Source organism: Litoribacterium kuwaitense, from assembly GCF_011058155.1.
In the GTDB taxonomy this organism is placed as follows: domain Bacteria; phylum Bacillota; class Bacilli; order Bacillales; family DSM-28697; genus Litoribacterium; species Litoribacterium kuwaitense.
Genome location: NZ_JAALFC010000003.1, coordinates 59,185 through 74,713 on the forward strand (window position 1 = coordinate 59,185; position 15,529 = coordinate 74,713).

Annotated in this window: 10 protein-coding genes and 2 pseudogenes; 3 read left to right on the plus strand and 9 right to left on the minus strand. The window is 43.8% G+C overall.

The window, feature by feature from the left end; translation table 11 throughout:
- Positions 1 to 36: 36 nt before the first annotated feature.
- The 7 genes from bshB2 to G4V62_RS03290 all read right to left on the minus strand — a co-directional run bounded on the left by bshB2 (position 37) and on the right by G4V62_RS03290 (position 6,851).
- A complete protein-coding gene (gene bshB2 / locus G4V62_RS03260; protein WP_165199324.1) occupies positions 37 to 717 on the minus strand; it encodes a bacillithiol biosynthesis deacetylase BshB2 in 681 nt (226 codons plus the stop codon).
- Positions 710 to 1,081: a YojF family protein gene (locus G4V62_RS03265; protein ID WP_165199325.1), complete on the minus strand. Its 372-nt coding sequence runs from the start codon at positions 1,079 to 1,081 to the stop codon at positions 710 to 712. Before G4V62_RS03265 ends, bshB2 begins: the two co-directional genes overlap by 8 nt.
- 143 nt (positions 1,082 to 1,224) lie before the next feature.
- Positions 1,225 to 1,470, minus strand: coding sequence for a type B 50S ribosomal protein L31 (locus tag G4V62_RS03270; protein WP_165199326.1), 246 nt, complete (start codon positions 1,468 to 1,470; stop codon positions 1,225 to 1,227).
- A 194-nt stretch (positions 1,471 to 1,664) separates the two neighbouring features.
- Positions 1,665 to 2,084 carry a CoA-binding protein gene (locus G4V62_RS03275; protein ID WP_376768259.1) on the minus strand — a complete coding sequence of 140 codons (420 nt, stop codon included), beginning with the start codon at positions 2,082 to 2,084 and terminating at the stop codon, positions 1,665 to 1,667.
- Positions 2,075 to 3,640, minus strand: a complete 1,566-nt coding sequence (locus G4V62_RS03280; RefSeq protein ID WP_165199328.1) for an ABC transporter permease/substrate-binding protein — start codon at positions 3,638 to 3,640, stop codon at positions 2,075 to 2,077. Before G4V62_RS03280 ends, G4V62_RS03275 begins: the two co-directional genes overlap by 10 nt.
- Positions 3,637 to 4,689: an ABC transporter ATP-binding protein gene (locus tag G4V62_RS03285; protein WP_165199329.1), complete on the minus strand. Its 1,053-nt coding sequence runs from the start codon at positions 4,687 to 4,689 to the stop codon at positions 3,637 to 3,639. Before G4V62_RS03285 ends, G4V62_RS03280 begins: the two co-directional genes overlap by 4 nt.
- Positions 4,690 to 5,321: 632 nt before the next feature.
- Positions 5,322 to 6,851, minus strand: coding sequence for a glycosyl hydrolase family 18 protein (locus tag G4V62_RS03290; RefSeq protein WP_165199330.1), 1,530 nt, complete (start codon positions 6,849 to 6,851; stop codon positions 5,322 to 5,324).
- Positions 6,852 to 7,121: 270 nt separating this feature from the next.
- Here G4V62_RS03290 and plsY point away from each other — a divergent pair, with 270 nt between their 5' ends.
- Entirely contained in the window at positions 7,122 to 7,706 is a 585-nt protein-coding gene (gene plsY, locus G4V62_RS03295; RefSeq protein WP_165199331.1) for a glycerol-3-phosphate 1-O-acyltransferase PlsY, read from the plus strand.
- Between the two features lie 288 nt (positions 7,707 to 7,994).
- Here the strand turns inward: plsY and gltD are convergent, their stop codons facing one another.
- Entirely contained in the window at positions 7,995 to 9,479 is a 1,485-nt protein-coding gene (gene gltD, locus G4V62_RS03300) for a glutamate synthase small subunit (RefSeq protein WP_165199332.1), read from the minus strand.
- Positions 9,480 to 9,493: 14 nt separating this feature from the next.
- Positions 9,494 to 14,115 (minus strand): annotated as a pseudogene (gltB, locus tag G4V62_RS03305) (glutamate synthase large subunit).
- Positions 14,116 to 14,303: 188 nt separating this feature from the next.
- Here gltB and gltC point away from each other — a divergent pair.
- Together gltC and G4V62_RS03315 are read left to right on the plus strand one after the other, a co-directional pair.
- Positions 14,304 to 15,208, plus strand: a pseudogene (gene gltC, locus G4V62_RS03310) (glutamate biosynthesis transcriptional regulator GltC).
- A gap of 81 nt (positions 15,209 to 15,289) precedes the next feature.
- Entirely contained in the window at positions 15,290 to 15,463 is a 174-nt protein-coding gene (locus tag G4V62_RS03315) for a hypothetical protein (protein WP_165199333.1), read from the plus strand.
- Positions 15,464 to 15,529: the final 66 nt, after the last annotated feature.

Here is a 15,529-nt window from a genome sequence, read left to right on the forward strand (position 1 = left end):
TTAGTTTACATAATATAATTATGGTGAATTTAAGAATTATCGATCGATTAAATCAAATTGATCAACATCCACTGTCCAAAAACGCTCCTCAACAAAAAACGAATATTGTTCTTTGACATCTGCAGCACCAAGATCCATATCTTTAAGTGCACTTTCCGTTTGCGACCGATGGGCCCGTAACGCTTCTAATTTAGTCTCTAAGTATTCTTTAATATGAATGACGACGTCAGCTTCCCCGATGTATCGTTCATGATTTTTAGAAAAAGCATGCGCCAAAACAACAGGACGATCCTCTTTAGGCATGTGCTGTACAGCACGCATCGTTGCAGCGCCAAGCGAATTATGATCTGGATGCACAGCATAGCCTGGATAGTGCGTCAAAATCGTATCTGGCTTTTCCTCTTTAATCACTTTCATAAGCATTGCTGCAAGTTCTTCGCGGTCTTCAAACTCAATCATTTTGTCATGCAAACCGAGCTTACGGAGGCGGGAAACGCCTAAGGCTTTACAAGCATCTTCAAGCTCTTTTTCACGAATGAGCGGCAGCGTTTCACGATTGGCAAAAATCGGTGCGCCCATATTTCTGCCCATTTGGCCAAGGGTCCCACAAGCATAAGTGACATGACCGCCTTCTTGGACATGCTTGGCAATAATACCTCCACAACCGTATGATTCGTCATCTGGATGAGGGAATACGACAAGCAGTTTTTTACTCATGGCGATCTCCCCCTTCTCCATTTCGAAAAGGTTTTTTACTTAGCTGTAAAGCAACAGCTAAACGCCCCTCTAAATTATGTCCAGCCAGTAATAACTGACCGTCCGCCTCTTCAAAATCTGTGAGGCCTTCAGAATAGAGCCAGCCCTCAGGTAGTTTAATCCCGACGCGATACGGTCCCTCTCCTTTAATAGCAGCGCGTTCAATGAAAATTTTCCCATTTCTTAAAAAGACACCCGCACTAAGGAAACCTTCATTATGGTGAGAAGCGTATGCGCCATTCGTCGTTTCCATATGAATATAAACTTGTTGCTTTTCAAAGCCTTTAAGAATCTCCTCCACTTGCACACGATCGATTGGCTTCACAAAACACCCTTCTTTCTCCCTCATTTTCTATCTATCATTTTACGCATTCCATGCGTTCATTGCAACGACCGCGCCTTTTCGGGTACAAACTTATAAAAAAACTGCCCTTCTTATAAAAAGAAAGGCAGCGAAGACGTTCACGTTTATTTCATATTGTATTTTTTCATAAAACGTTCTGCACGTCCGCCTGCATCAGCAAATTTCTGTTTGCCTGTATAGAACGGATGAGATGCAGAGCTGATCTCGACTTTAATGACTGGGTAAGTGTTCCCATCTTCCCACTCAATCGTTTCGTCTGAAGAACGAGTTGAACCAGTCAAAAACTTCTCACCGTTATTTGTGTCCATAAAAACCACTTTACGGTATTCTGGATGCGTTTCTTGTTTCATTTCTTTCACCTCCAACTAAAACGTAAGCATCATCATTGATCCCAAAAATAAATTATATCGGCCAAACTAGGAAAGATCAAGCCGAAGCTATAAACACCTTTTTCATTGTAGTTGATTTTGCAAAAGAGATCAATGGTTTAAAGGAAAAAGACTTAACAAACTGTATGCAACAGATGACTCTTCTCATTGCTGTCTTATGACCTTTTTAAACGCGCATGCTCCACTTGAATGCATCGATTCATCACAGTTTTTACTTCATGCTTCGTTAGATAATCGTACGTCTCTTGATCTTCAATTCCCAATTGCGCCCAAAAGAAAGGGAACCCGGCTTTCACTGTCTCTTCCGCTACTGAGAACAAATACTCTGGCCTTCTGAAGACGTTGACAATATCGACTGCTGATTCAATATCTAAAAGTGAGGCAACAGCAGGGACACCTAGACTTTCATCAATCGTCGGATTGACTGGAATAATGCGATAACCCTTTGCCTGCATTTCCTGAGCGACCTGATAAGATGTACGCATAGGGTTGTCTGATAGACCAACGATTGCAATGGTCTGTGCTGTCTTTAACATCTCGTTCATTTCTTCAGTAGCAATGTTCATCATAAAGATCCTGCCTCCTTTAACAATTGCGCTTCAAGTAAATATTCTCTAGCAACACCCTCTGCCGACTCGCCTTCTACTTCAACTCGATAATTCATACTTTGCATCTCTTCATCGGTAATTTGCCCACCAAGCTTGTTTAATGACTCGGCAACTTCAGGATAACGATCAACAGTTTCTTGTCGCAATAAAGGTGCGCCTTGGTAAGGTGGAAAAAGTTTTTGATTATCCTCTAAGGCGACGAGATCGAGCTTAATCATGGATGAGCTTGTAGAATATGCATCGATAACATCCACTTCCCCTTTGCGAATGGCATTTTCGCGAATGCCTGGCTCCATCGTTTCCACTGCGCTAAATTGAAACCCGTAAAGCTCCTGAATACCGAGGTAACCGTCTCCGCGATCAGCAAATTCCAAAGTAAAACCCGCCGTTAATGAAGGAGCTACGGTTGCAAGGTCGCTGATCGTCTCTAAACCCTTCTCCTCAGCGAGCGACCTTTTCATGGCGAGTGAGTATGTGTTGTTAAAAGACATTGGCGCCAAATAAACCATGTTGTACTTTTCAGCCATTCCCTTTTTTGCCTGTTCGTACACCTCTTCACGATTTGTACTTACTGCCTTCTCTTCTAAATGTGTCACGATCGCTGTACCTGTAAATTCCGGATAGACGTCAACCTCTCCGGACTGCAGTGCTGTAAAAACGAGCTCTGTTTTTCCGAATCCGGGCTTCAGCTCAACTTCTAAATCAGTGTCCTGCTCAATCAACAGTTTGTACATATGAATTAGTATTGTCGGCTCAGCTCCTAGCTTCGCGGCAGCGACGATTTTTTCTTTGCTTGAACTTCCTTGTGTTGCAGCAGTCCACCCTAGCGGAACAGTGACGATCAAAACGAGCGCTACGAGTACACTGACAAATGGTGTAATGCTGCGTGTCGACTTGCTGCGCTCAATGCTTCGGAAAATGATATCTAAGAGAATCGCAAGCAGCGCAGCAGGAACGGCTCCAAGCAAAATTAAGTAAGGATCTGCACCGCGGTCAATTCCAAGTAGTATTAAATCTCCTAAACCGCCTGCGCCAATGAGCGCAGCAATCGTTGTCGTCCCAACAATTAATACCATCGACGTCCTGATACCCGCTAAAATGACGGGAATGCTTAATGGAAATTCAACTTTTAACAGACGCCGCATTGAGTTCATTCCAAAGCCTTTCGCAGCTTCAATCAAAGAAGGGTCGACTTCCTTAATTCCGGTATAAGTATTTCTCAAGATGGGCAGCAAGCCGTAAGCGACTAAAGCGATAATCGCCGGCTGCTTCCCAATACCGACGAGCGGAATTAAAAAAGCGAGTACTGCCAAGCTCGGAATGGTTTGAATAATTGCTGCCACGGCAATGATTGGCTCAGCGATAGAAGTTCTTCGTGTTAATAAAATGCCTAATGGGACGCCTATAACAATCGCAAACAGCAGGGAAATCACAGATATTTGCAGATGCTCCCAAAGGCTTAGCCAAAATTGATCCTGACGACTAAAATAAACATCACGTATTCCAGCAAAAAAATCATTCATGCGCTTCGCTCTTCCTGTATGAATCCTTGTGCTAAATGCTTATAAGTTAAAATACCGCTTAGTTTGTCCTGATGCATGACCGGTAGCATACCATATCGCGACTCGTCCATTCGTTTTAATGCCTCGGTTAATCGCATATCGCTTGAAAGAGGCTGTATATTAACATGCTGTCCCTCTTCCAGAACGTAAAGAAATTCGTGGTCGGCATTGCTGACAAACCATATCCCGCGCTGGAATTTAGCCTGATCGACTTCATTATCCCGGATAATATGTTCAGAAGACAATGAAGGTAAGCTAGAAAGCATTTTATGTACTTGGTGTTTTGAGCCTGCTTGCGAAACGAATGACTCAACAAAATCATTTGCCGGTTGGTAAACGATGTCATTGGGTGTCCCAACCTGTTCAATGACACCTTTTTTCATAACACAAATCCGGTCACCTAGCTTCATCGCTTCATCAATATCGTGAGTGACAAACACGATTGTTTTTTGAATTTTCTGTTGTATTTCAAGAATATCATTTTGTAATTGATTGCGGCTTAAAGGATCAAGTGCGCTAAACGGTTCATCCATTAAAATGATGTTTGGATCTGCAGCAAGCGCACGTACAACACCTACTCGTTGCTGTTGGCCGCCAGATAACTCTTCAGGACGGCGGTCACGATATTGTTTCGGATCAAGTCCTACCATGTTCAAAAGTTCATCAATACGCTTTGCTGTTCGATCCTTAGACCACTTTTTCATCTCAGGGACGACCGCTATATTTTCCGCAATGGTCATATGGGGAAATAAGGCGATTTGCTGGAGAACATAACCAATATTCCAACGCAGCTCATGTAACGCATATTGACTCAGCTCTTTTCCTTCGAGTTCAATGTGACCACTTGTAGGCTCCTCCAAACGATTGATCATTTTTAATGTCGTCGTTTTTCCGCAGCCACTCGGTCCGATCAAAACGAAAAATTCCCCCTCATTAATTGTCATATCAATATCTTTTAACGCTTCTGTACCATCTTTATATTGTTTTTTCACTGTACGAAAAGAGATCACTTCATCTCCTCCTTCTCACGGATGATGCCTTAAGATTCCCGAAATAGCCGTTGTCCAAACGTTAAAAATGCAGACCTTTTCACCACTACCTATCGATATACTAATACGAAATACAGACCTTACTTTCAGTTATTTTTTAAGCGACACGATCACTCTCACCAGCATGACTTATGGAAATATATGAACGCTTAGAATTTAGTTTTCCGAGAGTGCTACAGAAGCGAGTCATGGCTTGTTCCTCTGGCACCCTTTGCTTTTCACAAAGCACAACAGGAACATAGGTTCTGTATATTATACACATGACATCATTCATATTCAACATCCACATGCCTTATTCAATGTGCAAAATCGAGTAGGAGGGAGTGACTAACTCCCGTCCTCTCACATTACCCCGCATACCGTTCGGTACGGGGCGGTTCAATTAAGATAAATAACGAATTTGCAGATTTTTGAGACCTCGGTTACACCAAAAAAGGATATATGTTCAATTGTTGAACATATATCCTCTGTTAAAAATCATTTCGCTTCCAATGCCTCGTGTAATGGGCTCCAGATGTCTTCTGCTCCTAAGCTTCGTGTCCAACTGGCAACGCCTGCAAGATCATACTGGTGAACAAGGTCAACTCGCTTCTTCACTGATGAAGCATTCTCCAGCCATATTTTATACGTCTGCCGTCAGTCTCATACTCGACGTAATCTTGACCTGTGCTTTCGTCATACGTGCTCGTCAAATTCCGTTCTGCAATCCATTCATCAATCCCATTCATACTATAAGCTGATGAGGAAACTTCAATATTTTCTCCCTCCGTTGTTTTTTCTTCCCAAAGCCTCGTATAAAATGGGATGCCTAATATTAACCGATCGTTTGGCACGACTTCGAGAAGACGCTGTAAGTTGCTTTCAACCCACGGCAGGCTCGCGACACTGCCCGCTTTTGGCGATGAACCCCAATGCTCATCATAAGCCATAACGACCATGTAATCGACGATACTGGACAAATCATCTCGCTCATAAAACGCCGACCATTGGCTGCTCGAAATAAAGGTCATATCTAATGACACAGTGGCATCTACTTTATGTAGCGCTGGCGTCAATTCTCTGACAAACTGCGTTAAAAAAGGGCCGTCCTCTTCATAGACGTTTTCAAAGTCTATATTAATGCCATCAAGCTGAAATTCGTTGACATATGATACAACTTGATCAACCATGCGCTGGCGTCTCTCAAAAGTCGCTAACGCGCTTGACGTTCTATCGGGGTCAAAATCGTTGGAAAATAACGCCCAAACCTCATATCCACGCTCTTTTGCCCAAGCGACATATTCTGCTGACGCTTTAGATGAAATAGCGCCCTCATTGTCAGCGAGCGCGAACCAAGTCGGGGAGACGACTTGTACGCCTGGCATGTCAGAAATCTCCGAGACATCAGGGTTGTATGAATACACAGCCTCCCACGTCATGTTCACCGGCTCATCAAACGGGAGCGGACGCCGATCCACTTCTTCATATGATGTTTCGAGCGTCTCAGTTTCGACTGTATTTAATGCTTTAGACGGAATGAAGCCTTGTTCGCCGGTATACGCCTTTACTTTCGTAAAGTCTCCTTCAGATTGCAGAACAATGACCTTTTCTCCTTGGCTTACTTCCTTGACATACGGCTCTTGAAGACTCGCCCTCTCTCTTAAACGGCGGTCATCGACATCGTCTACGATCACTTTTGCCGTTGTTAATTCGGCTTGGTTGTCATACACATGAACGGCTTTTTTTTGCTCCGATGTATTAAAAACATAAGGAAGAAACGGTGGCCACTGATTAGGAGCGAGATACACCATATCATTTCGAAATGACCGGCGCACGCTCAGTATCAATTTTTCAAGATCTTGTTCATAAAACGCTTCGGAAACAGGCATTTTGAATACGTGAGAGCGAGTCGTAAAAATCACCTGTTCGCTTGGCTCGTCATAAATAACGGGAATTTGTAATACCTCTTTCATAAAGGAGAGGGGAATGTACAATTCGCCTTCTTTCCATAGCGCTTCTTCAGAATAGAGTTCTTCCTCATAAACGATTGGGTGCGCTAAAGATGTATAAGGTATATACTCATCAGAGGCAGGCGGAAATATAACTACAAAGAAAATGCCGCCAGTTAATAGTAGAAAGAGCATTAAGAAGGTAAATCGCCCTCGTTTTTTTCGGCGCGGACGTGTATGTATTGTATTTCTTTCAAGTCTAGTCATGGCTGCAACAGAACATTCGGTCCTGGTGCTTCTCCCCCTTTTTAGATCAGTTAAGCACTTCATTCATCGTACCTTAATCTCGTTCACTCTGAAAAGAGCTTTCGTAGAATCATTTTATTTTCTGTCACGTATAAAAGGTCTCACGATTCTTTTCTATTCATGATACAATAACGACACACTGGGAAAAGGAGAACGTCTATGTGGAATGTCATCTATTTACTTATAGCATATGTACTCGGATCGATTCCTTCTGCACTCATTATTGGAAAATGGTTTAAAGGTATAGATGTAAGACAGCACGGAAGTGGGAATTTAGGCGCTACAAATGCTTTTAGAACATTAGGCGTCAAGGCGGGTAGCGTTGTTCTTGTCATGGATATTTTGAAAGGAACAGCGGGCACAGCACTTGGCATGCTAGCAATGGGAACGACATGGCATGCGCTGATCTTCGGTTGTGCTGCCGTGCTTGGTCACGTTTTTCCGTTATTCGCTCGCTTTAAAGGCGGGAAAGCGGTCGCCACTTCGGCAGGATCAATCCTTGCATACAGCCCGGTTTTGTTCCTCGTATTGGTCATCAGTTTCTTACTTGTGCTTTATTTGTTTAAGTACGTTTCGTTAGCGTCAATGATTGCGGGCATATCCGGTTCAATCTACTCGTTCTGGATCGGTGATTGGGTATTGATCGCTGTAACAGGCTCTTTAACTGTTTTTGTCATCATTCGACATTGGACGAACATTAAACGAATCGCCCAAAAAACAGAGCCAAAAATAAAATGGATGTAGCGCATGACCTAGATTGTTTATTTAAAATGAATCAACTATATTACCATATAAATAGACGTCGCGTAACTGGTCTCACTCTACGCGACGTCTATTTTGCTCGTTTTCAAATGGACGATGATGGAAAGCTTTAAGTGTATTAATCCTTATTTGTAAAAACCAACAGACTTTGATGTCTTGATACATTGCTCACAGCATTTCTTATTGACCTTACATCTGTAAGAGCAATGGAAATCGGCTAACCAAGCGAAGGGCTACTTTATCTTCCTCCATCATCAGATGGGAGGACTTTTAAGGAAGAACCGTACTGCCCATCAAATACCGATCACACTCACGAGCGGCTTCACGCCCTTCATGAATCGCCCAAACGATCAAGCTTTGCCCACGGCGAACGTCTCCAGCGGCAAAGACGCCTTCCTCACTCGTCATATATTTTCCATACGCTGCCTTGACAGTATTTCTTGCCCCTCTTTGAAGATTTGTTTTTTGGAGCAACGTTTCCTCTGGCCCTTCAAAACCAATGGCAACTAGGACAAGCTGAGCTGGACACACGCGTTCGCTTCCAGGGATATCCACCATTTGCACACGACCGTCGTCGCCAAGCTCTTTTTTTGTCTGCACCGTATGCAAAGCTTTCACTTGGCCGTGTTCATCCTTTTCAAAACGAGTTGTCTTAATTGCATACTCTCTTGGATCACGTCCAAATAACGCCTTCGCTTCTTCGTAAGCATAGTCTAGTGTATACACTTGTGGTTGCTCTGGCCATGGGTTATCGTCACTTCGCTTAGCTGGAAGCTGTGGATATTTGCCAAATTGCACAACGGAATGGCTTTTTTGCCGAAGCGCGGTGGCGACACAGTCTGCACCCGTGTCCCCTCCGCCGATCACGATCACATCTTTCCCAGCAGCTGAAATAAATCGACCATCCGCCTGGTCCGAATCGAGCAGACTTTTTGTATTTTGTGTTAAATAATCCATGGCTAACTCGATACCAGCACTTTCACGACCTTCCAGTTCAATATCACGCTGCTTTAACGCGCCAATGGCTAAAATGATTGCATCATTGTCTTTCTTTAACTGTTCCATAGACATGTCTACACCGATTTCTGTATTTGGTACAAACGATACTCCTTCGGCTTCTAGCAGCTGCACCCGACGGAAAACAACACTTTTATCAAGTTTCATATTTGGAATCCCATACATAAGTAAGCCGCCTATACGATCCGACTTTTCATATACCGTTACATGATGACCAGCTTTATTGAGCTGATCGGCGGCCGCTAAACCAGCTGGTCCAGATCCGATGACTGCGACGCGCTTCCCAGTTCGTCGTGCTGGCGGTGTCGGGGTGATCCACCCTTCAGAAAATCCTTTATCAATAATCGTGCGTTCAATCGACTTAATGGCAACAGCAGGATCTGAGATCGCTACAGTACAAGAGCCTTCACATGGAGCGGGACAGACACGACCTGTAAATTCCGGGAAATTATTTGTTTTCAAGAGACGATCAAGCGCTTCTTTCCATCGTCCACGGTAAACAAGGTCATTCCACTCCGGGATTAAATTATATAAAGGACATCCAGTTGGTCCATCAGTTATTTCAATGCCAGTGTGACAAAACGGCGTGCCGCAATCCATGCAACGGGCACCTTGCTTTTGCAACGATTTTTCGTCAAAAGGGAGCTGGTACTCCCTCCAGTCGTCTAAACGGGCTACTGGATCGCGTTCTTTCGCCTGTTCACGCTCGTAGTCTAAAAATCCGGTTGCTTTCCCCAAATAGACGCCTCCTTTTAATTTTTGGTCGCTACTAACGTCGTTTCATGTGTAGCCTCGTTCGTATTGCCTTTCTTCGCTTGAAAAGCTTTTAAGACGGCGTCATCAAGTGCCATCCCTTCATTCATAAAATGCTGAATCAAATCGTTCATTTCACGATAAGCAGTCGGAATAACTTTGATAAATAGCGACACATGATGTTCCCAATCTGCTAAAATTCGATGTGCGATGGTTGAGTCTGTATAGCTTGCGTGTTTTTCAATCATTGTTTTTAATTCAATTTGATCCCTGCTGTTTGTTACATCATGAAACTCAAGCTGATCGTCACTCACACGATCTTTGAACTGTTGAAGGTTCGGAGCGTAAACATACACGATGCCACCTGACATACCCGCGCCAAAATTTTTCCCAATCTCACCAAGAATGACCACACGTCCGCCAGTCATATATTCACAGCCGTGGTCGCCAACCCCTTCGACGACTGCACGCCCACCGCTGTTACGAACAGCAAACCGTTCACCTGCTTTGCCATTGACATATGCTTCCCCTGCTGTTGCACCAAACAAAGCAACATTGCCGGCAATTACTTGTGTTGAGGAATCTTTAGCAAAAATCGCTGGCTTTCTTACAATGAGACTACCTCCTGAAAGCCCTTTTCCGACGTAATCATTGGCGTCACCTGTCAAGTGGATCGTTATGCCTTTTGGAAGAAAGGCACCTAAGCTCTGTCCGGCAGATCCTTGCAAGTGGATCCGAATTGTGTCGTTGGGAAGCCCTTCTGCACCCCATCTTTTCGTCAATTCGTGTCCTAACAGCGTGCCAACAACACGATTCGTGTTCTCGATTGGTAAGGTCAGGTTAACCGGCTCCCGGCGCTCCAAAGCGGGTGAACAAGCAGCCATGATCGCTGATCGGTCAAGAGACGAATCAAGCTTATGATCCTGTTTTCGCTGTTGAAAGCGACCGACGGCAGCAGAAACATTAGGCTGGTAAAGCAAAGCAGAGAAATCTAAGTGTTTTGCTTTCCAATGGGCAGCGATTCTGTCGCTTTTTTGCAATAGGTCCGTCCGGCCAATCATTTCATTAATCGTACGAAAGCCAAGCTCAGCCATAATCTCACGCACTTCTTCAGCGACAAAGTGCATATAATTGACGATGTGCTCTGGTGTTCCGATCATTTTTTGCGAAGCTCAAGATTTTGCGTAGCAACACCCACTGGACAAGTATCAAGATGACAAGCACGCATCAGGATACAACCAAGTACGACGAGTGGTGCCGTGGCAAAGCCATATTCTTCAGCTCCAAGCAATGTCGCTAATACAACATCGCGACCTGTCATTAATTTGCCGTCTGCTTCAAGCACGACGCGGTCACGCAAGTTGTTTAAGAGAAGCGTTTGATGGGTTTCAGCTAAACCAATTTCCCAAGGTAAACCGGCATGACGAATACTCGTTCTCGGGGAAGCGCCTGTGCCTCCTTCATACCCAGAAATAAGAATGACGTCAGCAAGTCCTTTCGCAACCCCAGCAGCAATCGTACCAACACCTGTTTTACTGACAAGTTTTACACTAATTCGTGCTTTTGGATTAGCGTTCTTCAAATCATGGATTAATTGCGCTAAATCTTCAATGGAATAAATATCATGGTGCGGTGGTGGTGAAATTAACCCAACGCCTGCAGTCGTCCCCCGAACTTCTGCGATCCACGGATACACTTTAAAGTCGGGAAGCTGCCCACCTTCTCCAGGCTTTGCACCTTGCGCCATTTTAATTTGGATCTCGTCGGCATTGGTTAAATAATGGCTATTTACACCGAAGCGTGCGGAGGCGACCTGTTTAATTGCACTTTTACGGAGATCACCATTTTCATCAGGAGCATATCTGCTTGGATGCTCTCCACCTTCGCCACTGTTGCTTTTACCGCCAATTCGATTCATCGCAATGGCCAAGGCTTCATGCGCTTCCTCGCTTAATGAACCATAACTCATTGCTCCTGTTTTAAATCGTTTAAAAATAGATTCTACGGACTCAACCTCTTCAATAGAAATCGACTGGCGGTTCTTTTTAAAGTCGAGGGTGCCACGCAAAAAGGACACCTCATCATTTGTTGCCAGATGTGAAAATTTTCGATAAAGTTCATGATCATTCATCCGACACGCGCGTTGAAGCGTATGAATCGTCAACGGGTTAAACGCATGGTGCTCTTCGTGTCGGCGATATTGCAGATCGCCACCTGTATCGAGCGTCAGATCTTCATAGGAAGAATGATGAAAAGCACTTTGATGGCGAAGCAGCGTTTCTTTTGCAACGGTTTCAAGCTGAATACCACTCAGCTGTGAAGACGTACCGACAAAAAATTCATCAATTAAGTCTTTATGGAGACCAACCGCTTCAAAAATTTGTGCACCACGATAGCTTTGAATTGTCGATATTCCCATTTTGGCAATGACTTTGACAATTCCTGTGGTTGCTGCGTGAATATATTGTGTTTCAGCCTCTTCGACTGAGACATTTTGAATATCTCCATCGAGAATGAACTGTTGTATCGACGCAACACCTAAATAAGGCTGTATCGCATCGGCGCCATAGCCGAGTAACATTGAAAACTGGTGAACATCACGTGCTTCACCTGTTTCAACGATGATGCTGACCTGTGACCTTACACCTTGGTTTACTAAATGATGGTGGAGTCCGCTTACAGCTAGTAGTGAAGGAATTGCGCTTCGTTCTGAATCAACTTGTTGATCGGAAAGGATTAACAAAGACACGCCTTGTGCAATGGCCGCCTTTGCTTCTGTAAACAAATGATGCAAGGCATCGCGAAGCGAACGCTCCCCTTTTCCAACCGAAAATGTCATATCGAATGTCTTTGCAGTAAATTCTTGTTGTTTAAGTGAACGTAGGGCTTTTAACTGTGCCATCGAGAGAATTGGTGTTTCAAGACGAATGCGGCGACAGCTTTCAGGCTGCGGGTCGAGCAAGTTCCCCTCTGCACCGAGAAACGTGGCTGTTGATGTAACGCACTCCTCACGAATGGCATCGATCGGCGGGTTCGTGACTTGGGCAAACAATTGCTTAAAGTAGTTGAATAGTAGCTGTGGTTTGTTTGATAAGACGGCGAGCGGTGCATCATTGCCCATCGAACCAATCGGGTCTTTCCCCTCTGTCACCATCGGCTTTAAGTTTTTCTGTAGCTCTTCGTACGTATAGCCAAACGCCTTTTGCTTTTGAAGCAAAGCTTTTCCGATCGGCAAGGTGGAAAATGAATCGTGCTCCACAGACGTTTTCAGGGAATGAAGATGTTTGCTAATCCATTCATCATAAGGGCATTGCAAAAAATATTGATCTTTTAATTGTTCATCTGGAACAATTCGCCCTTCTTCTAAATCAATATATAATATTTGTCCTGGACTTAATCGCTGCTTCTCTACAATGTCAGCATCAGGAACGTGAAGCACGCCAACCTCAGAAGCGAAAATCACACGCTCATCCTTCGTGACATAATATCTAGCCGGACGTAGACCATTACGATCAAGCATTGCGCCAATCTGTCTGCCGTCTGTAAATGCTGTCGCGGTTGGACCATCCCAAGGCTCCATAAGCGTGCTATGATACTCATAAAAAGCCTTTTTCTTCGGATCCATTTGTTGCTCTTTGTCCCAAGGTTCAGGAATCATCATCATCGCAGCCATAGGAAGCGGTCGCCCACTCAACGTTAAAAACTCAAGGGTATTGTCTAAAATAGAGGAATCACTTCCCCCTTCCTGGACGACAGAACCAATCTTATCCATGTCTTCGCCAAATAATTTAGCATAAGCACTGTGCTGACGTGCCTTCATCCAGTTTACATTTCCTGTAAGGGTATTGATTTCACCATTGTGAATTAAATAACGATTAGGATGCGCCCGTTCCCAGCTTGGAAATGTGTTAGTACTAAACCGAGAATGGACAAGGGAGAACGAAGACGTAAATGCTGGTTGTCGTAAATCCAAATAAAAGCGATCCAACTGATCAGGTGTCAGCATCCCTTTATAAACAATCGTCCGAGTGGAAAGGCTTGGTATATAAAAGTTGCTCGCTTTAAGTGCTTCGTCTTTTAAAATCGCCTGTTCCATTCGTCGACGGATGACATACAACTTGCGCTCAAAAGCCTCTTGTGAAAGGTCACACTTAGAACTAATAAACGCTTGTCGGATATAAGGCTGAGCCATACGAGCAGATTCCCCAATCACACTCGGGTCTACTGGTACATCGCGCCAGCCAATCAATGCTTGCCCTTCTTCTTGAACCATTTGTTCAAAAAGAACTTCTGTTTGTTTTCGTAACTGGGCATCGGCGGGGAAGAACACCATTGCGACTCCGTAATGTCCAGGCGCTGGAAGGTCGAGATGTTGTTCTTTCAACACGGATTGGAAAAAAAGATGAGGAATTTGTGTCATAATGCCTGCACCATCGCCGGTCAGCGGATCACTCCCCTGCCCGCCACGATGATCCATTTTACATAGCATTTGGACACCTTGTTTTACGATATCATGCGATGGCTGATTTTTAATATGGGCGATAAAACCGACGCCACACGCATCATGTTCATGCTTTGGGTCGTAAAGCCCCTGTTTGTTCGGAATTCGTTGTTGTATCATTATTCACAACCCCCTAGGGTAAGTATCATAGCTATTTCATCCATCAGCTCCTGTATATTTCATCGTTTACAGATGACAGTTGCACTTCAACCGTCTATGCTATATTCTAAAATCCAACGAATCATATAAGCAATATATAGATTAGATGCAACCAATCTATTTATTAGATGAATGAGTGGTGAAGGGTTTTGGAATTCCGTCAAATCAATTACTTTATCGAAGTAGCGAAGCGGGAACATGTGACCGATGCAGCATTTGCTTTACATGTGGCGCAATCTGCCGTTAGTAGACAAATTGCCAATCTCGAAGATGAATTAGGCGTCCGTCTGTTCAGGCGAGAAGGGCGTAACGTAAAGCTAACAAAAGCAGGTGCATTATTTTTAGAGCACGCGCAACGATCCGTCGAAGAAATCGAGCTCGGTAAACGAAAGGTTGATGAGTTTTTAAATCCAGAAGTCGGACAGATTCACCTTGGGTTTCCAAACACACTCGCTCCAAAATCACTGGCTTTTGCCATTGCGTCGTTTAAGGAGCAACACCCTGACATTGGCTTTCATATTCACCAAGGTACGCAGAAACAATTGATTTCAAGTATTGTAAATCGAGACATTGACCTCGCTCTCGTATCCCCTGTCCCTAAAAATAACCAAGACGTGAATGGACGCATTTTCTTCTCCGAGTCATATGTTGCACTCTTACCGTTAAATCACCCATTAGCGACGAAAAAATCCATACGTCTAGATGAATTAAGAAATGATTCTTTTATTACTTTTTCTCCAGGCTACACATTACGCGATTTATTTATTGAGGCTTGCCACCATATTGGTTTCAAACCGAAAATTGCTTTTGAAGGCGAGGACGCTGATACGATTAAAGGCTTAGTTGCCGCTGGGCTTGGCACGACTTTACTCCCTGAAATGTCGGTGATTGATAACATCCCGAGAGAAACGAAAAAAATGACCATTCAAGAACCAAAGCTATCTAGAAGCGTCGGGGTTATGACCCCAAAAATCGTGAACTCGCACCAAGTGATCAGTTATTTTTTGAATTTCTTGTGTCATTTTACGACCGTTTAAACCAATTTGGGCAATGATTTTATGAAATCTTGCTTGATTTTTTCGTACAGATAAGATATAAATGAAAAAATCCCTTTCAGTAAGGAGTTAAAAAACGTATGAGTTCAGAAAAATACCCTTTTCAGTATGTGACCCATACGGTAAGCGACGACGATTCTTTTTCTTTAGACGTTTATGACAAGCCAGAGGATGCATTAGAAGGTAAGCCTCCACAACGAACACTACGAAGCATTGATGAGTTGTTAGACTACAATGATATGTTAGATGAGTGATAAAGACAGGCTGTTTAATACAGTCTGTCTTTATTTTTTGAACCTTTCAAAAAGTTAGGATGTTAA